This is a genomic window from Streptomyces sp. NPDC127119 (assembly GCF_042677425.1).
Lineage (GTDB): Bacteria > Actinomycetota > Actinomycetes > Streptomycetales > Streptomycetaceae > Streptomyces.
Map to the genome: position 1 here is coordinate 18,003 of NZ_JBHXTO010000098.1, position 18,279 is coordinate 36,281.

The following is an 18,279-nucleotide window of genomic DNA, read 5'->3' on the forward strand; positions in this document are numbered from 1 at the left end:
CCCCGCCTCGTGGCGTCGCCTACTTGTTGCCGACCGGGCGGCGGCGCTGCTGCTGCTGCTTGGCGGCACGCTTCGGCGCGGGCTTCGCCGCCTGCTTCTTGGCGGCCGGGGCGGCCTTGCGGGACTTGCGGACCGGGGTGACCTTGTGGAAGCTCATGGGATTTCCTCTTTCCTTGGATTCTCTTTGCCGTAAGCCCTGTTCGGCTTCGACATGGAAAACACTACGGGAGTGCCGAGAAGGAAATCGCCAAATCTACTGAGACCTCGATGAATTGCGGCTGAGACGGTTTTCAGACGGAGTCGGGAACCAGATCCCTGTTCACACAGAATTTATTACGCCGCTCACCCGGAATTTATTTACCGGCCGGGGCTCTGTCCGCCGGGGCACCGACCGCGAGGTCCTGGCCCGTCACGCGCACGCTGATCCCGTCCTTGTGGACGCGTACGTCCCGCAGCCGCAGCTCGCCCCGGGGCGGCTTCGGCAGCCGGAAGCCGATGGAGAGGCGGTCGACGAGGGCCGGACGCGTGAGGCGGGAGAGGCCGTCGAGGAGCGCCGGGTCGAAGCCGAGCCGCTCGATGATCTCGGGGTGGTCCACGGCGAGATCGACGAGGTTGACCTTCATGAGCCCGCGCACGAACTTCGGGGACCCGGTGAACCGGGCGAAGTCGTTGTCGTCGCGCAGCGCCGCCCGCACCGCGCTGTCCGGCACACCGAACCGCCCGGCGATCGCGGGCACGGACAGCAGCTCCTTCGCCCTGCGCTTCTCCTTCGCGAGGCGGTCCGCGGACCTGCGCGTCAGATGCAGGCCCTCGGACTCACGGGTGCCGGGGCGGAAGGTGGCCAGGTCGCCGATGTCCAGCCGCATACCGCCGACCTCGGTGGAGATGCCGCGCTCGCCGTCCCGCCTGATCCGCGCGTCGGCGCGCAGCCGCAGATCGTGCCCGGCGACGGGCAGGGTGCCGCGCGCCCGCACCTCGTCGCCGCCATGACCGGTGAACGTGACCTGGGACGCGCCCAGTTCACGGTTCAGGTCGTCGAAGGAGAGCAGCACCTCGCCGTCGAGCGAGGGGATGCGCGCGCCGCGCAGCGAGGTCGGGCCGCCGTCGAGCCGGACGCCGGTGGCCTTCGCCGAGACCTTCGCCAGGGAGATCCGGTCCGCCGCCACGTCCGGGACGGTGACCGACACGGAGTCGAGCCGCCGGTCGAGGACCTGGGTGACGAAGGGGAAGCCGTCGATCTCCACCTCGGGTGTCGCCCGCAGGTCGAGCTGGTCCCGGACCTGCTCGGCCGCCGTGCGCTCCGCGTACAGCAGTGCCCAGCGGTCACCGAGGGCGAGGAAGGCGGCGAGGACGAGGACCGCGATGACGGCCTTCACGGCAAGGGGCAGGGCGGAGAGGGGAGTTCGGCCACGGACGCCGCCGCGCCGCTGACGGCGCCGGCCGCCGGCGCCCTTGCGGTGGTTGGGGGGTGCCCACCGCGGCTCTTCCGGTTCTTCGGCGAACGCGGGCTCCTGGTCGTGGAAGAAGTCGTCCAGGGGTCCGTCGTCGAGGGCGGCGAGATCGTCGTACGGGTTGGGTGGCGGATCGACCGGGGGATGCGGAGGGGCATGCGCCGCTATGGGGTGGGGGGTACGCATCGCCCGATTCGACCATGCGTACCAACCCCACCCGCAACTCCTACCTGCGGTTCGCGATCTATCTCACGGCCGGCCGGCCGTCACCTGCCGGACATCCGGCCTACTGGACGACGGTGATCCGGTTCGCCGCGGGCGGCGCGATCGGGTTCGTCGCCGACGAGTTGCCCAGCAGGTACTTCTCCAGGGCGGCGAGGTCGTCGTCGCCCACCAGGTCGTCGGTGCCGAGGCCCAGCGTGGTGAAGCCGTCGCCGCCGCCCGCGAGGAAGCTGTTCGTCGCGACGCGGTAGGTGGCGGCCGGGTCGATCGCGGCGCCGTTCAGCAGAATCGAGTCGGTGACGACCCGGTCGGCGCCGCTCTTGGTGAGGTCGAGCGTGTAGGTGAGGCCCGACGAGATCTGCAGCACCTTCGGCGAGGCCGCGTTCGTACCGCTGACCTGCTCCTTCAGCACCTGCACGAGCTGGGCGCCGGTGAAGCTCTGCAGGTTCACCGTGTTGGCGAACGGCTGGACCGTGAAGCCCTCCGCGTACGTCACCACTCCGTCGCCCTCGCTGCCCTTGGCCGCGTAGGTCAGGGGAGCCCGGATACCGCCCGGGTTCATCAGCGCGAGGTCGGTCCCGGGGTCCAGCTCCTTGCCGTGCGCGAGCTGCGCGTCGGCGATCAGGTCGCCGATCGGGGACTCGGTGCCGACGTTGGTGATGTCACCGGAGATGTAACCGATGGGCTTGTTGCCGATCGGCGCCGCCAGGGTGTTCCACCTGGTGATCAGGTCGGTCATGTCCGGGGCCTTGGCCACGTCACGCGTCACCACGTGGTTCGCGGAGGCGACGGCGGTCCGGGCGATGTCACCGGTCCGGCGGTCGTACGTCAGCGTCGTGTCGGTGTAGAGCCGCCCGAAGGACGCCGCCGAGGTGACCGTGCGGGGCTTGCCCGACGGGTCGTCGATCGTGCACGCGTACGCGGCGTGCGTGTGGCCGGTGACCAGCGCGTCGACCTTCGGCGTGACGTTCTTCGCGATGTCCACGATGGGGCCGGAGATGCCGTCACCGCCACCGGGCGAGTCACAGTCGTAGTTGTACGCCGACGAGGCCGGGAGGCCGCCCTCGTGGATCAGCGCGACGACCGACTTGACGCCCTGCTTCTCCAGCTCCTTGGCGTACTTGTTGATCGTCTCGACCTCGTCCTTGAACTTGAGGCCCTTCACACCCTCGGCGGAGACGACGCCCGGGGTGTCCTCCAGCGTGACCCCGATGAAGCCGATCTTCACGCCGTTCTTCTTCCACACCCAGTAGGGCTTGAGGATCGGCTTCTTGGTCTTCTCGTCGAGGACGTTCGCCGCGAGGTAGGGGAAGTCGGCGCCCTTGAACTTCTTGCCCGCCACGTAACAGCCGTCCGTGGGGTGGCAGCCGCCGTTCTGCAGACGGCCCAGTTCCTTGGCACCCTCGTCGAACTCGTGGTTGCCGACGCTCGTCACATCGAGGTCGAGCTTGTTCAGCGCCTCGATGGTGGGCTCGTCGTGGAAGAGACCCGAGATCAGCGGCGAGGCACCGACCATGTCACCGCCCGCCGCGGTGACGGAGTACTTGTTGCCCTGGCGGGCCTGGCGCAGATGCGTCGCCAGGTACTCGACACCGCCCGAGTCGATCGTCTTGGTGGTGCCGTCGGGCTGGATCTCGGTGACCCGGCCGGAGGAGCCGGACGGCGGCTCCAGGTTGCCGTGCAGGTCGTTGAAGGACAGCAGCTGGACGTCCTGGTAGCGGGACGGGCTCTGGTGTCCGTGCCCGTGCTTCTTCGCCGACTCGCCCGCGGACGCCGACGCGGAGGCGGAGGCGGACGCGGACGCGGACGCGGACGCGGGAAGCGCCGCGACCAGCGCGCCGACGGTGGCGACGCCCGCGACGCCCGCGAGGAGGCGGGTGGTGCGGCGTCTTGGGCGGAACGGCTGAGGTATGGCTGACATGTGCCCCCCTGTGGGTCGGCTGATATGTGGGCCCCGTCCCGGCGCAGCCTAGAGTCAACGCGCGTAGCGCGACAGGGGGTTCGGGGTTACGGACTGGTTGCCACGAGGGGTTTTTCGCCACGAACCGGACAGGTCGCGTACCGGCCACGTACCCGTCGCGTCCTGGCCGGGCACCGGCCGCCCGACCCGCTGCACACCGACCGCTCACCGGCCGCGTACTGCTTCCGGCGAGCCTTGGCGGGCCACTTCGCCATGAACCGGACACGTCGTACCCTCGTACCCATGACCAGCGACGACACCGCACCGGCTGCCCGCAAGCTCTCGGCCTCGCTCGGCCAGGGCGGTACTCCCACAGCCCGCTCCATCGACGTCCTCACCGCGCTGGACCCCGAGCAGACCGAGGCCGTACTGGCCCTCCTCGCGGAGGCCGCCCGGACTGACGGACAACAGGCGGTGTCCGAACAGGGCCGGTTGCAGCTGCGTGGCGAGGCACGGGACGAAATCCGCCATCTGCTGCTGAGCACCGAGGGCCTGCTCGTCGGGTACGCGCAGTTGGAGGACACCGATCCCGTCGAGGCGCCGGCCGCCGAACTGGTCGTCCACCCGGCGCACCGGGGGCACGGGCACGGGCGGGCGCTGGGCAACGCGCTGCTCGCCGAGTCCGGCAAACGCCTGCGGGTGTGGGCCCACGGCGGTCATGCCGCGGCCCGCCATCTCGCGCAGGTCCTCGGGCTCGCGCTGTTCCGCGAACTGCGCCAGATGCGGCGGCCCCTGACCGGGCTCGACCTGCCCGAGCCGGCGTTCCCGGACGGCGTGCGGGTCCGTACGTTCGTGCCCGGCGAGGACGACACGGCCTGGCTCGCCGCGAACGCCGCGGCCTTCGCCCACCATCCCGAGCAGGGGTCCCTCGGGCAGCGGGACCTCGACGCGCGCAAGGCCGAGCCGTGGTTCGATCCGGCCGGGTTCTTCCTGGCCTTCCGCGGCGACGAACTGGTCGGCTTCCACTGGACGAAGGTCCACGCGGCCGAGGGACTGGGCGAGGTGTACGTCGTCGGGGTCCGGCCCGACGCGCAGGGGGGTGGGCTGGGGAAGGCCCTCACCGCGGTCGGCCTCCGGCACTTGGCGGGTGCCGGGGTGCCGGACGCGATGTTGTACGTCGATGCGGACAACTTGGCCGCGGTGGCTGTGTATGAGCGGTTGGGGTTCGTGGTGCACGAGACGGACCTGATGTATCGGACGGAGTCCTGAGTGGTCCTGGCCGGATGGGGGCGGGTCCATCAGGTCCGGTGGGAAAGTGCCGGTCCGGTGGGGGCTTGTCGCGCAGTTCCCCGCGCCCCTAAAGGGCGCCCCTGAGGGGGCGCAGCCGCAGCCTTGCTCGTAGAGGTTCCGCGGTCGCCCCCGCCCCCACCAGCACCGCCACCGTCAGCAGCAGAGCCCAGTGGTCGTGGGTGGGCTGCCAGCGGGGGTCCTCCGGGGTGACGAACAAAGTCCAGTCGTGCGGGAGCAGGAGGGACGCCGTGACCCCCGTGGCCAGCAGCCAGGTCGATATCGCCGCTCCCGGCTCCGTGGTCCGGGTGTGGCGTATGGCCAGGGTCGCCGCGGCGAGGGCCAGTACCGCCGTGGCCGCCGCCTCCAGGGTGAGTGCGCCGGCTGGGGGCCGGGAGTCCTCCGGTACGAGGAGCAGGGCCGTCGTCCAGCAGAGCGCGGCCCACGGGGCGACCAGCGCCACACGCAGGGCGACCCGCACCGGGCGGCGGGCCGGGACCGCCGAGGTGATGTGCCGGGCCGGGTCGTCCAGCAGGAACGCCAGGCCCAGGGCGAAGACGAGCGCGGCGGCCCGCAGCGCGTAGAGGCCGAGATACGGGTCCGGCGGGCCAGACCGCATACGGGGGACGCCCGCCAGCAGCAGCCCCACGGCGGCGGCTGCCCCGAGCGCCCGCCGGGGCAGCGCGCGCCACACGGGCGGGAGAAGAGCGCGCGTCATGGCCGTCACTCCTCGCATGCGTCACCGTCCGTCGCCTTGCCCGCGGCCGGCACGTCCAGGATCTCCGCCACCCGCGCCAGCGACGTCCTGGGCGAGGTCAGCTCCGTCCACTTGGCCTTCACCTTGCCGGCGACGTCGTAACGCGGCTTCTTGAGCAACTCCACGACGATGCGGGTCTGTTCGGCGCTCATGCTGGTGGGTTCGGTGGGTGACAGGACGATGGCGGAGCCTTCGTCGCTGTCGTCGAGGCGGACGTTGCGCAGCGCGGACAGCGGGTCGGAATCGCCGCCCAGTGCCAGCCACATGACCGTCACCACGCGGGCGTCGCAGAGCTCGGTGCCCGCCTTCTCGTCGCCCGCCACCAGCACCGACGCGACGGCGACGGCGAACTCGGGGACGCGGTTGCCGTCCCACTCCGTGCCGACGCTCACGTGGCCGGGTGCGGTGGACGGGGAGATCACGGTGTCGGCCGTCAGCCCGTAGCGGGCGTCGAGGCGCTGTTCCACGGTCAGCCGCTCGGCGCCGGCCCTGCCGCCCGCGAGGTTCTGGACGCGGTCGACCACGGCGGCCCAGTCGGCGGTGCGGTCCGTCCACTCGGGGAAGGCGCAGTACGAGGACTTGCCGTGCGCGACGCACTCACGGATCTTCTCCGGGGTGACCGACGCCGCCTCGCGGGCCGGTGTCGACCCGGTCGGCGTGCCGCCGGACTGGCCGACCGCGCCCACCACCGTGAGGGCGAGCGACCCCGCGACGGCCGCCTTGACGACCGTCGTGCGCCCGCCGCTCACCAGTACCGCGAGCAGAGCGGCGAACAGGACGAGCCCGGCGAGGTACAGGGCGTGCCAGGCGGCGGGGCGGTTCAGCAGGTCGGAGGGGAGCGGGTTGGGGCCGCTCTCGGTGACGGCCACGCCCAGCCAGTTCGTCCAGTCGGCGCCGGTCGGAGCCGCCACGAAGACCTGCGCGAAGAGCAGGAGGACGAGGAACACCGGCGCGGCGAACACGGAACGGAAGAGCCGGGCGAAGAGCGCGCCCAGCGCACCGAACAGCAGGACCGCCAGCGGGCCGACGGCGAGTTCGGCGGGCGAACCGTGCCCGGCCGCACCCGGCTTGAGCGCGGCCCAGGTGAACTGGACGGCCACGCACACGGCCGTGAACAGGGCCGCCGGGACGACGGACAGCACATGGGCGACCGTGCGCCGCCAGGGCTCGACGACCAGGACGTCGAAGTGGCGGTCCGTGTCCCGGCGCAGGGAGCGCAGGACCGCGCGGTTGACGTTGAGCATGACGACGAGCCCGACCAGCACCGGCATGGTCTGCGTCTCGCGGTCGACGTTCTGGAGTATCGGGAAGTCGCCCTGGTGCTGCGTGGTCTGCCAGACGACCCAGGCCACGTACAGGACCGCCAGGGCGAGGACGGCGACGTTCATCCGCAGTTCGCGCGCCTCGAAGCGGGCGAGGGCGAACACGGCCGCCCAGGAACGGGGTGGATGCGTCGGCCCGGCGGTCCGCGCGGGTGTCTCCAGTACGGTGCTCATGCGGCCGTCACCTCCGAGGACTCCCCGTCGAGGGTGAGCAGATAGCCGTCCTCCAGGGTCGGTTCGACGAGGTCGGCGCCCTCGGGCGGCTCCCCGACGTTGCGGAAGGAGCCCGTGCCCGTGCGCCAGCCGGCCCATGCGCCCGGGTCGCGTTCGGTGCTGCTCCACACGCGGCCGTTCGCCCGTGCGGTCAGTTCGGCGGGGGTGCCCTCGAAGCGGATCCGGCCGCGGACCATGACGATCACGCGGTGGCAGAGCATCGCGACGTCCTCGGTCTGGTGGGTGGACAGCAGGACGGTCCGCCCCTCCCCCGCCCGGGCGATCAACTCCCGGAACCGCATGCGCTGTTCGGGGTCGAGGCCGACGGTCGGCTCGTCGAGGACCAGGAAACCGGGGTCGCCGACGAGGGCGGCGGCCAGCGCGACCCGCTGGCGCATCCCGCCGGAGAGCTTCTTGATCCGCTTGCTCCGTACGTCGGACAGCGCGACGGCGTCCAGGACCCGCCGCACCTCGCGGTGGCGGGCGGTGCGGTCCGTCAGCTCCTTCAGGATCGCCACGTAGTCGACGAACTCGAAGGCCGAGAAGTCCGGGTGGAAACCGGGCGCCTGCGGCAGATAGCCGAGCGCGCGCCGCACCTCCTGCCGGCCTGCCGAGGTGCCCGGGTCGTTGCCGAGCACCGTGAACGCGCCCTTGTCCGGGGGCACGGCCGTGGCCAGCACCCGCAACAGGGTGGTCTTTCCGGCTCCGTTGGGCCCGAGCAGCCCGGTGACTCCCTCGCCGAGCCGCACGGACACGTCGTCGAGGGCGGCCGTTCCTCCGTACCGGAGGGTCAGCCCGGCGGCGGACACCGTCGGCACCGGAAGAGGCACCGAAGGACGTGCCGAGGACAGGTCAGACATGCGTGACTCCAGTGGATCCCGTGGAAGAGAGCGAAGGCAGGAGGGGGCGGGTGCGGCGGCGCGGGGCCCTCACTCGCCGTCCCCGCCGGAAGAGGAAGAGGAGGAGGACGAGCCCCGCTTGCCGGAGGAGAAGGCCAGAAGGACCAGGACGGCGAAGTAGAGGACCTTGAAGAGAAGGGAAGCGATCATCAGCAGTGCGGCTCCGAGCAGCTTGAAGCGCCTGCGCCAGGCGACCGACATCACGCCGCACCCCCGTCCGTGTAGCCCGTGAAGCCCGCGAACGGCGTGTGCGCGGAGGCCGAGTCGAAGCGGTCGCGGCGCAGGTAGAACAACCCGGCGGCGAGCACGGCGACCGCGGCGGCGACGCTCTGCCCCGCCACCGTGTAGGGCGCGAGGGTCCCCTCGGAGGTCGTCCCCTCCGCGATCAGCAGCACGGCGATCCACGTGCCGCCGACCAGACCCGGTGCGAGGACCGGGCCCAGCCGGGGCGTCAGCGCGAGCCCGGTCGAGGTGAGCGCGAGCGCCGGCAGCAGCCAGGCCAGGGCCCGCAGTCCGTACGAGGGAAGCGCGAGCGTCGCCAGGCCGTTCAGGGCGAGCGCGGCGGCCAGCACCGGCACCGTGCGGATCAGCAGCAGCCGGAACCCGTGCGTCGGCGACACCACGGCCATCTCGTACGTCGGGTCGAGCACCGGACCGTACGACAGCGCGACCCCGGCGAGGGGCAGCAGCGGGGCGAGGGCGAGGAACAGCGCCGGGCTGTCGGGCGCCCCGGCGAAACTGGTCGCGACCACCGTGAAGAACAGCACGGCGACGAGGGCGGTCAGCCACGACCGGCGCAGCACCGGTGTCGCGGCCAGCAGCCGGGCGGTGTGGTCGGCGACCCCGGCCCGGACGAGCAGCGACTCCAGGAGCCCCGTTCGCGGCACGTCCAGTTCGGCGTCGAGCCGCTCCCATCCCGCGTCCAGCGGGGCCGGGTCGCTCACCTCGGCGAGGACCGCCCGGCAGTGCGCGCAGGCCATGAGGTGCGTGTCGGCCGACCAGAGCATCGGGGCCGCCAGCTCGCCCCGCACATACGCGCGGAGGTCGTCCTCCGCGACGTGCCAGGTCATTCCGCCCGGATCGCGGACCTCGTTCGTGTCGCCGTCGCTCATGCCAACTCCTCCCGCAGCTGCTTGCGGGCCCGAAGCGCCCGTGTCTTGACCGTCCCCGGCGGAATGCCGAGCAGGACGGCCGCCTCGCGGGTGGTCAGCCCGTCGATGACCGTGGCCTGCAGGACCGACCGCAGTTCCGGCGACAGCCGGACCAGGGCGCCGGCGAGGTCCCCGTGCTCCACCCCCGCGAGCACGCGCTCCTCCGCCGACACCTCCTCGCGGTGCCGCAGCCGCGCGAGCGCCTGCCGCATCCGGCCCCGGGCGCCGTCGCCCCGCAGGGCGTCGATGAGCCGCCGCGAGCCGATGCGCCACAGCCAGCCGGCCACGTCGCCCTCCTCGCGGTAGCGGGCGCTGCCGCGCCACACCGCGAGAAACGTCTCCTGCACGACCTCGTCGACCGTCCCCGCGTCGGAACAGCGACCGCGCAGCCTTGCCCCGAGCCATGGCGCGTACCGCCGGTACAGCTCTTCGAAGGCGCGCCGGTCACCGTCCGCCGCGATGGCCCGCAGCAGATCCCCGTCGCTTCTCGTTTCCCTCACACCCCCTCATCGCACGAGCCCCACGGATCGGTTCACACATCCGCGAGAACGTTCCGGAACCCTTCGTTCACCTTAGGAATCGCCGCCGTCGCGTACGCACCGGGCGTCGCTGTCGCAGCCGTCGCCGCCGTGGCCGCGGTCACCCGTCCGGGCGATCAGTACCGGCCGGGCCTGTGGCTCACGGTCACCGCCGCGTTCGCCCCGCTCCGCTCGACGCCGTACGGGGTGAGGGGGTGAGGGCTGGGACGCATGCGCGGGTCCGATGTGGCTGGTCGCGCAGTTCCCCGCGCCCCTGACGGGGCGCGGCCCCGGTCTCTGGCGGGGCGCGGCCCCTCGGCGCGGGGCCCCTCCGGCGTGGTGCGGGGCATGTTCGTCCGCCATGTAGACGTCGGGGAGCCTCCCCCCGATATCCCGCACGTCATGTCGCCGTAACCAGTGATTCAGACAGGCTTGCGACCCTCGGGCAATGAACCCCGGCCCGCCCGAGCCCCCGCCTCCGCCGGAGCGCGAGCCCTCCCAGAAGAGGAGGAACGGAAGCCCGCACCTCCTCGCGGCGCTTCCGCCCGCTCTCTCCGACGCGCCTGTTTCCGGCCCGGCGCGGAAGAATGGGTTCATGAACCAGCCCAATGCCCAGGCGCAGGTCCAGCACCCGCAGCCGTCCGTCGGTTCCATAGCCGCCCACCGCCCGCACACCGTGGCGGCGAACGTCTCCGACCTGGAGCCCGACCTCGACGCCGACCTCGACGAGTACGAGGATCTGGTGCAGGACGGCGTCCAGCTTCCGCAGGGCCGGTTCCTCGACCGGGAACGCAGTTGGCTCGCGTTCAACGAACGGGTCCTCGAACTCGCCGAGGATCCCCATACGCCCCTCCTCGAACGGGCGAAATTTCTGGCGATCTTCGCGAGCAACCTGGACGAGTTCTTCATGGTCCGGGTGGCCGGTCTGAAGCGGCGCATCGCCACCGGCGTGGCCACCCGCTCGGCCTCGGGCCTGCAGCCCCGCGAGGTGCTGGAGATGATCTGGGCCCGCTCGCGCGAGCTCATGGCCCGGCACGCCGCCTGCTACCAGGAGGACGTGGCGCCGCAGCTCGCGGAGGAGGGCATCCACCTCGTCCGCTGGAGCGAGCTGTCCGAGAAGGAGCAGGCGCGCCTCTTCACGCTCTTCCGCCACCAGATCTTCCCGGTCCTGACCCCCCTCGCGGTCGACCCGGCGCACCCCTTCCCGTACATCTCGGGTCTCTCCCTGAACCTCGCGGTCGTCGTGCGCAACCCGGTCTCCGGGCACCGCCACTTCGCGCGCGTGAAGGTGCCGCCGCTGCTCTCCCGCTTCCTGGAGGCCTCCCCGAACCGCTTCGTCCCCATCGAGGACGTCATCGCGGCCCATCTGGAGGAGCTCTTCCCCGGCATGGAGGTCCTGGAGCACCACACGTTCCGCCTCACCAGGAACGAGGACCTGGAGGTCGAGGAGGACGACGCCGAGAACCTCCTCCAGGCCCTGGAGAAGGAACTCATGCGGCGCCGCTTCGGCCCGCCGGTGCGCCTGGAGGTCGAGGAGTCCATCGACCGGTACGTACTGGACCTGCTGGTCAGGGAACTGAAGATCTCCGAGGCGGAGGTCTATCCGCTCCCCGGCCCCCTGGACCTCACCGGCCTCTTCGGCATCGGCGCCCTGGACCGGCCCGAGCTGAAGTTCCCGAAGTTCATCGCGGGCACCCACCGCGACCTCGCCGAGGTCGAGTCGGCGTCCGCGCCCGACATCTTCGCCGCCCTGCGCGAACGCGACGTCCTGCTGCACCACCCGTACGACTCGTTCTCCACCTCCGTCCAGGCGTTCCTGGAGCAGGCGGCGGCGGACCCGGACGTGCTGGCCATCAAGCAGACCCTGTACCGGACCTCGGGCGACTCCCCCATCGTCGACGCCCTCATCGACGCCGCCGAGGCCGGCAAGCAGGTCCTCGTCCTCGTCGAGATCAAGGCACGCTTCGACGAGCAGGCCAACATCAAGTGGGCCCGCAAACTGGAGGAGTCGGGCTGCCACGTGGTCTACGGCCTCGTCGGCCTCAAGACCCACTGCAAGCTGTCGCTCGTGGTGCGCCAGGAGGGCGACACCCTGCGCCGCTACAGCCACGTCGGCACGGGCAACTACCACCCCAAGACCGCCCGCCTGTACGAGGACCTGGGACTCCTGACCGCCGACCCACAGGTGGGCGCGGACCTCTCCGACCTCTTCAACCGGCTCTCCGGCTACTCCCGCCGCGAGACCTACCGCCGTCTGCTCGTCGCGCCCAAATCCCTGCGCGACGGCCTGATAGCGCGCATCAACAAGGAGGTCCAGCACCACCGTGCCGGGCGTCCCGCCCATGTCCGCATCAAGGTCAACTCGATGGTGGACGAAGCGCTCATCGACTCGCTCTACCGCGCCTCCCAGGCCGGCGTGCCGGTCGACATCTGGGTCCGCGGAATCTGCGCGGTACGGCCCGGAGTCACGGGCCTGTCCGAGAACATCCGCGTACGGTCCGTCCTCGGCCGCTTCCTCGAACACTCCCGGGTGTTCGGCTTCGGCAACGGCGGCGAGCCCGAGGTGTGGATAGGCAGCGCCGACATGATGCACCGCAACCTCGACCGGCGTATCGAAGCCCTGGTGAGAATCACCGACCCGGCCCACCGGTCGGCCCTCAACCGGCTGTTCGAGACCGGCATGTCCGACACCACTTCCTCCTGGCACCTCGGCCCCGACGGCGAATGGACCCGGCACGCGACCGATGCCGAGGGCCAGCCCCTGCGCAACGTCCAGGAGATGCTCATAGACGCCCGGAGGCGCCGGCGTGGCACAGCAACACCTTGACCCGACGGCCGGACCCGTGGCCGGGGACGCCCTCGCGGCATACCTCCGGGCCCAGGCCACGGAATTCCTCCGCGCGCTGCGCCAGCACCGGGAGACCGGTGGCGCGGCGGCGGCCAACGGCTCGAAGGAGGCCGTGGACGCGGCGCGCGCCCTGCGCCGCTCGGCCCGCCGCATCAGCGGCACCCTGCACACCTTCCGGCCCCTGCTCGACGAGGGCTGGTCGGAGGCCATGCGACCCGAACTGGCCTGGCTCTCGGGGACCCTGGCCCGCGAACACGCGTACGGCGCCCGCCAGGAGCGGCTGCTCGCGGCCCTGCACCGGCTGTCCGGATCGGCGGCGTTCCCCTCGCAGACCACCTCCGACGTACGGCAGGAGAAGAGCCAGCTGACCGTCGGCGCGGCCAAGGCGGGCGCCCTCCTGGAACGCCAGCTGACCCTCGCCCGGACCCGCGCCCACTCGGCCGCGCTCCAGGCCCTGGGCTCCAGCCGCTTCCACGCCGTCGCCGACAACGTCGCCGTACTGGCCAGCGAGGTCCCGCTCACCGCGGCCGCGACGACGGCCACGACGGCCGGCGCGGCCACCACGGCTTCCGCCGGGCTCAAGCCGCTGGCCGCCGCCGCGGAGGACCGCCTCTGCGACGCCGTCACCGGACTGCCCCTGATCACCGCGGGCCACCCCTACAACTCGGAGGCCCTCGTCCACGGCCTCTCCGCCGACACGGCCCCGCAGCCCCAGGACGCCCCCTGGCACCAGGTACGCCTCCTGCTGCGCCTGCACCGCTATGCGCGCGAGGTCCTGTTCGGCGACGAAGTCCTCCTCGACGTCCGCCTGTTGAACGCGGGCAAGGCCCTGGACCGGCATCGCGACGCGGCGGAGGCCGCCGCGGCGGCGGCCTCGGCGGCCCGCACCCCGCGGATCGCACCGGCGACGGCGTACGCGCTCGGGGTGCTCCACGCCGACCAGCGGCACGAAGTGGAAGCGGCCAGGTTCACGTTCCAGCGGGCCTGGATGAGGGAGACCGTCGGCACTCCGTGACGGTGTGACCGACGGATGCCGGAACTCGCGATCGGAGGCCCAGTGCACTCGAACGGAAACCCCGTACTCGCGGCGGGCTGCGTCCTGTGGCGCCGCTCACCGGCCGACGGCGAACTGCAGATCTGCCTGGTCCACCGGCCGAAGTACGACGACTGGTCGCACCCGAAGGGCAAACTGAAGTCCGGCGAGGACACGCTGGCCGCGGCGCTGCGCGAGGTCGAGGAGGAGACCGGGCACCGGTGTGCGCCCGGTCCGCGCCTGACGACCCTCCACTACGTGGCCAATGACCGGCCCAAGCAGGTCAGTTACTGGGCCGCCGAGGAGACGGGCGGTGCGTTCGTGCCCAACCGTGAGGTGGATCGCGTGCTGTGGCTTTCGCCTGCGGAGGCCCGTACGAGGGTTACGCAGGTACGGGACCGGGAGCTGGTGGACGAGCTGCTGGCGGTCCTGCGGCGCGTCTAGCACTGCGTGCGGGTTGCAGCTGCGTGCGGCTGGTAGGGGTGGGGGTGTGCGGCTGTCGGTGCGTGTTCGGCCGCGGGTGCGTCGTGGCTGGTCGCGCAGTTCCCCGCGCCCCTGGAAAGCGGGCGGTTTCAGTTGGGGTCGGACGTGTGGTTCTCGGCGTCCGTGCGGGCCAGGCTCCGGGCTCTTCTCGCCGGGCCTCGCCAGCCGCAGGTGCATCGAGCCAGGCAGAAAGGGCCTTGCTCGACCGTCGTCGTCCGGTGTTCCAGGGGAGTGATCTCTTCCTGCTGCGCCACGCGCCCCACCGTACCGATGCTTGGTAAACGCTTCCCCATGCCCGGCGCCCGCGTGACAACACCCCTCACCGGTCGTTAAGCGGAACGACAACGAGGCCCGCCCAAGGACGTCCCGGCTGGGGGTAGCAGGCGATGGTGGAGCGGCAGCGAAAACGAGCTGACGGAGCGGTCGCCCTGGCCGCCGCGGCGACGGGGCTACTGCTCTGCGCCACCGGATGCGCGGGCGGCGGGACCGCCTCCGACGACGCCCGGACCGCCGAGGACCCCGTCGAGGTGCTCCACGGAGCCGCCGCGCACCTGGTCAGCGCCGGTACGTCCAAGGCGCGTACGTCCATGGAGATGGCGACCGGCGGCACCCGCGTGACCATCCGCGGCGAGGGTGTCTACGACTTCGCGGGCCAGGTGGGCCGGCTGAAGGTACTCCTCCCGCAGGACCCGGCCGGGGCCGACGGCCACCGCCCCATCACCGAGCTGCTCGCACCGGGCGCTCTCTACATGAAGAACCGCGGCGCGGGCGTGCCCGCCGACAAGTGGGTACGCGTCGACACGGCCACGCTCTCCGACGGGAACCTGGTCACGGGCGGTGCGACCGATCCGTTCGCCGCCGCGGAACTGCTGCGGGGGGCGCGCACGGCGACGTACCTGGGCAGGACGTCGGTGGCGGGCACGGCCGTACGGCACTACCGGGGTACCGCCGACCTCACGGTGGCCGCGCGCGATGCCTCGGCGGGCAACCGGGAGGCGCTGCGGGCGGCGGCGAAAGGCTTCGCCACGGCGACGGTCCCCTTCGACGTGTACCTCGACGACCAGGGGCGTATCCGCAAGGTCCGCCACCGGTTCAGCTTCGTGAACGGGCAGCAGAAGGACACGGTGGCGGTGTCCTCCACGACGCTCCTGTACGACTTCGGGGCCGCGGTCGACGTACGCCTGCCGAAGACGAAGGACATCTTCGCCGGGCGGATCGCCGAGTGAGGGAACGGTGGTGGGCGGGGCCGGAAATGGTCCGTTGGTGCCATGCGCTGTCCGTGGACCGCTCCCTACTCTAGGAAGTCGGTAACGGCAGGAAGAGGTGATGCACGTGGCTCCGGCGCGCGGTACGGCAGTTCAGGACCACGTGGCCCTGGCCGAGATCGAGCTGTGCGGCGACCTGATCATCGCGGCCTCGGCGGCCCGCGAGGACCGCCTCAGCCCCGACCAGATCGACGAGGTCCTCAAGGTGACCGAAGAACGCTTCCCCCACCAACGCCAGGACCCCCCACCCAACTAACAATCCCCGCCCCCCACCAGGGGCGCGGGGAACGGCGCAGGCCTTCGCCCCCCCAGGGGCGCGGGGAACGGCGCAATCTTTTCGCCTTGACCGCCGCGAGGACCACCGCAAGCCGCCCTCACTCAGGGACACGGGGAACTGCGCAGTCTTTTCGCCATGACGGCCGGCGGGGCCACCGCAGCCCATCGTCGCTCAAAGGCGCGGGGACAGCGCAGGCCTTCGCCCCCAGGGGCGCGGGGAACGGCGCAGTCTTTTCGCCATGACGGCCGCGAGGACCACCGCAGCCCGCCGTCACTCAAGGGCGCGGGGAACTGCGCAGTCTTTTCGCCATGACGGCCGGCGGGGCCACCGCAATCGTTTCCGGCCCCCGCCCGGCCAGGGCTCACGTGCGCAACAGCCGGGCGATCGCCTTGGTCGCCTCCTCCACCTTCGCGTCGATCTCGGCACCCCCCTTGACCGCCGCGTCAGCGACACAGTGCCGAAGATGCTCCTCCAGAAGCTGCAGTGCGAACGACTGCAACGCCTTCGTGGAGGCGGAGACCTGCGTGAGTATGTCGATGCAGTAGACGTCCTCGTCGACCATCCGCTGCAGCCCCCGCACCTGCCCCTCGATCCGCCGCAGCCGCTTGAGGTGCTCGTCCTTCTGCTTGTGGTAGCCGTGGATCCCGCGATCGTGGTCGGTCACGATCTCCGCGGCGCCGGCTCCCGCCGCACCGGTCTCCCCGGAGGGCGCCGTGGCGCCGGCCTCGGTGGTCGTCATCGCGTCCTCCTGCTGACTGATACCCCTACCGGGTATATCGTAACGAACTTTGCTGGGTATAGGGCCCTTGGCAGATGCCCTCGCGGGACCCCGTGCTGATCACTGTGCCCGATGGGCGACACTGGGGGGCGGCCGGTTAGCCGTGGCCGGATGATGCGCCTAGCATCAGCCTGACCGACACCGAAGCAATCCGAGGACCCCACGTGCGATTTCGTCTGACCCCCAGGGAGACGAGCTTCTACGACATGTTTGCCGCTTCCGCGGACAACATCGTCACGGGCTCCAAGCTCCTGATGGAACTGCTCGGGGCGGACTCGTCCGGCCGAGCCGAGATCGCAGAGCGTATGCGGGCCGCGGAACACGCCGGTGACGACGCAACGCACGCGATCTTCCACCAGCTGAACTCCTCGTTCATCACGCCGTTCGACCGCGAGGACATCTACAACCTCGCCTCGTCCCTCGACGACATCATGGACTTCATGGAGGAGGCCGTCGACCTGGTCGTCCTCTACAACGTGGAGGAACTGCCCAAGGGCGTCGAGCAGCAGATCGAGGTACTGGCCCGGGCGGCGGAGCTGACCGCCGAGGCGATGCCGAACCTGCGCACGATGGACAACCTCACCGAGTACTGGATCGAGGTCAACCGTCTGGAGAACCAGGCCGACCAGATCCACCGCAAGCTGCTGGCGATGCTCTTCAACGGCAAGTACGAGGCCATCGAGGTGCTGAAGCTCAAGCAGATCGTGGACGTCCTCGAAGAGGCCGCCGACGCGTTCGAGCACGTGGCCAACACGGTGGAGACCATCGCGGTCAAGGAGTCCTGACCCCTTCATGGACACCTTCGCCTTGATCGTGACCATCGGTGTCGCGCTCGGATTCACCTACACCAACGGCTTCCACGACTCCGCAAACGCCATCGCCACGTCCGTGTCCACGCGCGCGCTGACGCCGCGTGCGGCACTCGCGATGGCCGCCGTGATGAACCTCGCCGGCGCCTTCATGGGCAGCGGGGTCGCCAAGACCGTCAGCGAAGGCCTGATCGAGACACCGCACGGCAACAGGGGCATGTGGATCCTGTTCGCCGCGCTGGTGGGCGCGATCGTGTGGAACCTCGTCACCTGGTACTTCGGCCTGCCGTCCTCCTCCTCCCACGCGCTGTTCGGCGGCATGGTGGGCGCGGCGCTCGCCGGCGGCATCGATGTCATCTGGTCCGGCGTCCTGGAGAAGGTCGTCATCCCGATGTTCATCTCCCCGGCCGTCGGTCTGATCGCCGGTTATCTGGTGATGTGCGCGATCATGTGGCTCTTCCGCCGCTCCAACCCGCACAAGGCGAAGCGCGGTTTCCGTATCGCGCAGACCGTGTCGGCGGCCGGTATGGCGCTGGGCCACGGCCTCCAAGACGCCCAGAAGACGATGGGCATCGTGGTGATGGCCCTGGTCATCTCGGACGTCGAGGAAGCGGGCGACCCGATTCCGGTCTGGGTCAAGATCGCGTGCGCGGTGATGCTGTCGCTGGGTACGTACGCCGGTGGGTGGCGCATCATGCGTACGCTCGGGCGGAAGATCATCGAGCTCGATCCTCCGCAGGGGTTCGCGGCGGAGACCACGGGTGCGTCGCTGATGTTCACGACGGCGTTCATCTTCCACGCGCCGATCTCGACGACGCATGTCATCACGTCCGCGATCATGGGTGTGGGGGCGACGAAGCGGGTGAACGCGGTGCGGTGGGGTGTCGCCAAGAACATCATCCTCGGCTGGTTCATCACGATGCCGGCGGCGGCGCTGGTAGCGGCCACCAGCTTCTGGCTCGTGGACGTGACGTTCCTGTAAGCCCCCCTTTTTTCCGCCCCCGCCGCCCCTACCCTTCCCGTCACTGACTCGGGGGCGCTGCCCCCGAACCCCCCGGTCCTCAAA

19 protein-coding genes are annotated in these 18,279 nt (G+C 71.0%); 8 read left to right on the plus strand and 11 right to left on the minus strand.

The features are described 5' to 3' along the window. Window positions 1–19 precede the first annotated feature (19 nt). From ACFVH5_RS31280 to ACFVH5_RS31290, 3 genes are all read right to left on the minus strand, one after another. Window positions 20–157 carry a hypothetical protein gene (locus tag ACFVH5_RS31280; RefSeq protein WP_385837082.1) on the minus strand — a complete coding sequence of 46 codons (138 nt, stop codon included), beginning with the start codon at window positions 155–157 and terminating at the stop codon, window positions 20–22. Between the two features lie 196 nt (window positions 158–353). Continuing rightward, window positions 354–1,637: a DUF2993 domain-containing protein gene (locus tag ACFVH5_RS31285; protein ID WP_385837083.1), complete on the minus strand. Its 1,284-nt coding sequence runs from the start codon at window positions 1,635–1,637 to the stop codon at window positions 354–356. 100 nt (window positions 1,638–1,737) lie between these two features. Continuing rightward, window positions 1,738–3,594 (minus strand): bifunctional metallophosphatase/5'-nucleotidase, encoded by a 1,857-nt coding sequence (locus ACFVH5_RS31290; RefSeq protein WP_385837084.1) that lies wholly within the window; start codon window positions 3,592–3,594, stop codon window positions 1,738–1,740. A gap of 282 nt (window positions 3,595–3,876) precedes the next feature. On the opposite strand from ACFVH5_RS31290, the gene mshD reads away from it, so the two are divergent. Next, on the plus strand, window positions 3,877–4,842 hold the full coding sequence (gene mshD / locus ACFVH5_RS31295; protein WP_385837085.1) for a mycothiol synthase: 966 nt from the start codon (window positions 3,877–3,879) through the stop codon (window positions 4,840–4,842). A gap of 88 nt (window positions 4,843–4,930) precedes the next feature. Here mshD and ACFVH5_RS31300 read toward each other — a convergent pair whose 3' ends face one another. From ACFVH5_RS31300 to ACFVH5_RS31325, 6 genes are all read right to left on the minus strand, one after another. Continuing rightward, window positions 4,931–5,578 carry an ABC transporter gene (locus ACFVH5_RS31300; RefSeq protein ID WP_385837087.1) on the minus strand — a complete coding sequence of 216 codons (648 nt, stop codon included), beginning with the start codon at window positions 5,576–5,578 and terminating at the stop codon, window positions 4,931–4,933. Window positions 5,579–5,583: 5 nt separating this feature from the next. Continuing rightward, a complete protein-coding gene (locus ACFVH5_RS31305; protein WP_385837088.1) occupies window positions 5,584–7,113 on the minus strand; it encodes an ABC transporter permease in 1,530 nt (509 codons plus the stop codon). After that, window positions 7,110–8,012, minus strand: coding sequence for an ABC transporter ATP-binding protein (locus tag ACFVH5_RS31310; RefSeq protein WP_385837089.1), 903 nt, complete (start codon window positions 8,010–8,012; stop codon window positions 7,110–7,112). The genes ACFVH5_RS31305 and ACFVH5_RS31310 overlap by 4 nt, the downstream gene beginning before the upstream one ends. A 69-nt stretch (window positions 8,013–8,081) precedes the next feature. Then, window positions 8,082–8,252, minus strand: coding sequence for a hypothetical protein (locus ACFVH5_RS31315; protein WP_385837090.1), 171 nt, complete (start codon window positions 8,250–8,252; stop codon window positions 8,082–8,084). Beyond that, window positions 8,252–9,121 (minus strand): zf-HC2 domain-containing protein, encoded by an 870-nt coding sequence (locus ACFVH5_RS31320; protein WP_384813641.1) that lies wholly within the window; start codon window positions 9,119–9,121, stop codon window positions 8,252–8,254. The genes ACFVH5_RS31315 and ACFVH5_RS31320 overlap by 1 nt, the downstream gene beginning before the upstream one ends. 38 nt (window positions 9,122–9,159) lie before the next feature. After that, window positions 9,160–9,702, minus strand: coding sequence for an RNA polymerase sigma factor (locus ACFVH5_RS31325; protein ID WP_189771615.1), 543 nt, complete (start codon window positions 9,700–9,702; stop codon window positions 9,160–9,162). A gap of 613 nt (window positions 9,703–10,315) precedes the next feature. Between ACFVH5_RS31325 and ACFVH5_RS31330 the strand changes: the two genes are divergently transcribed. The 3 genes from ACFVH5_RS31330 to ACFVH5_RS31340 are packed head-to-tail and all read left to right on the plus strand — an operon-like array spanning window position 10,316 to window position 14,045. Further along, window positions 10,316–12,547, plus strand: coding sequence for an RNA degradosome polyphosphate kinase (locus ACFVH5_RS31330; protein WP_385837091.1), 2,232 nt, complete (start codon window positions 10,316–10,318; stop codon window positions 12,545–12,547). Continuing rightward, window positions 12,528–13,583: a CHAD domain-containing protein gene (locus ACFVH5_RS31335; protein ID WP_385837092.1), complete on the plus strand. Its 1,056-nt coding sequence runs from the start codon at window positions 12,528–12,530 to the stop codon at window positions 13,581–13,583. The genes ACFVH5_RS31330 and ACFVH5_RS31335 overlap by 20 nt, the downstream gene beginning before the upstream one ends. Before the next feature lie 15 nt (window positions 13,584–13,598). After that, entirely contained in the window at window positions 13,599–14,045 is a 447-nt protein-coding gene (locus ACFVH5_RS31340; RefSeq protein ID WP_385837093.1) for an NUDIX hydrolase, read from the plus strand. 128 nt (window positions 14,046–14,173) lie between these two features. On the opposite strand, the gene ACFVH5_RS31345 is transcribed toward ACFVH5_RS31340, so the two are convergent. Then, complete coding sequence (locus tag ACFVH5_RS31345) at window positions 14,174–14,377, minus strand: hypothetical protein (protein ID WP_384813626.1); 204 nt, start codon at window positions 14,375–14,377, stop codon at window positions 14,174–14,176. A gap of 93 nt (window positions 14,378–14,470) precedes the next feature. On the opposite strand from ACFVH5_RS31345, the gene ACFVH5_RS31350 reads away from it, so the two are divergent. Both ACFVH5_RS31350 and ACFVH5_RS31355 read left to right on the plus strand, forming a co-directional pair. Beyond that, complete coding sequence (locus ACFVH5_RS31350; RefSeq protein ID WP_385837094.1) at window positions 14,471–15,310, plus strand: hypothetical protein; 840 nt, start codon at window positions 14,471–14,473, stop codon at window positions 15,308–15,310. A gap of 100 nt (window positions 15,311–15,410) precedes the next feature. Next, window positions 15,411–15,605, plus strand: coding sequence for a hypothetical protein (locus ACFVH5_RS31355; protein WP_385837095.1), 195 nt, complete (start codon window positions 15,411–15,413; stop codon window positions 15,603–15,605). 382 nt (window positions 15,606–15,987) lie between these two features. Here ACFVH5_RS31355 and ACFVH5_RS31360 read toward each other — a convergent pair whose 3' ends face one another. Then, window positions 15,988–16,365, minus strand: a complete 378-nt coding sequence (locus tag ACFVH5_RS31360; protein WP_381834114.1) for a metal-sensitive transcriptional regulator — start codon at window positions 16,363–16,365, stop codon at window positions 15,988–15,990. Window positions 16,366–16,568: 203 nt separating this feature from the next. On the opposite strand from ACFVH5_RS31360, the gene ACFVH5_RS31365 reads away from it, so the two are divergent. After that, on the plus strand, window positions 16,569–17,189 hold the full coding sequence (locus ACFVH5_RS31365; RefSeq protein WP_107015224.1) for a DUF47 domain-containing protein: 621 nt from the start codon (window positions 16,569–16,571) through the stop codon (window positions 17,187–17,189). Window positions 17,190–17,196: 7 nt separating this feature from the next. Further along, entirely contained in the window at window positions 17,197–18,195 is a 999-nt protein-coding gene (locus tag ACFVH5_RS31370; protein WP_385837096.1) for an anion permease, read from the plus strand. Window positions 18,196–18,279 lie beyond the last annotated feature (84 nt).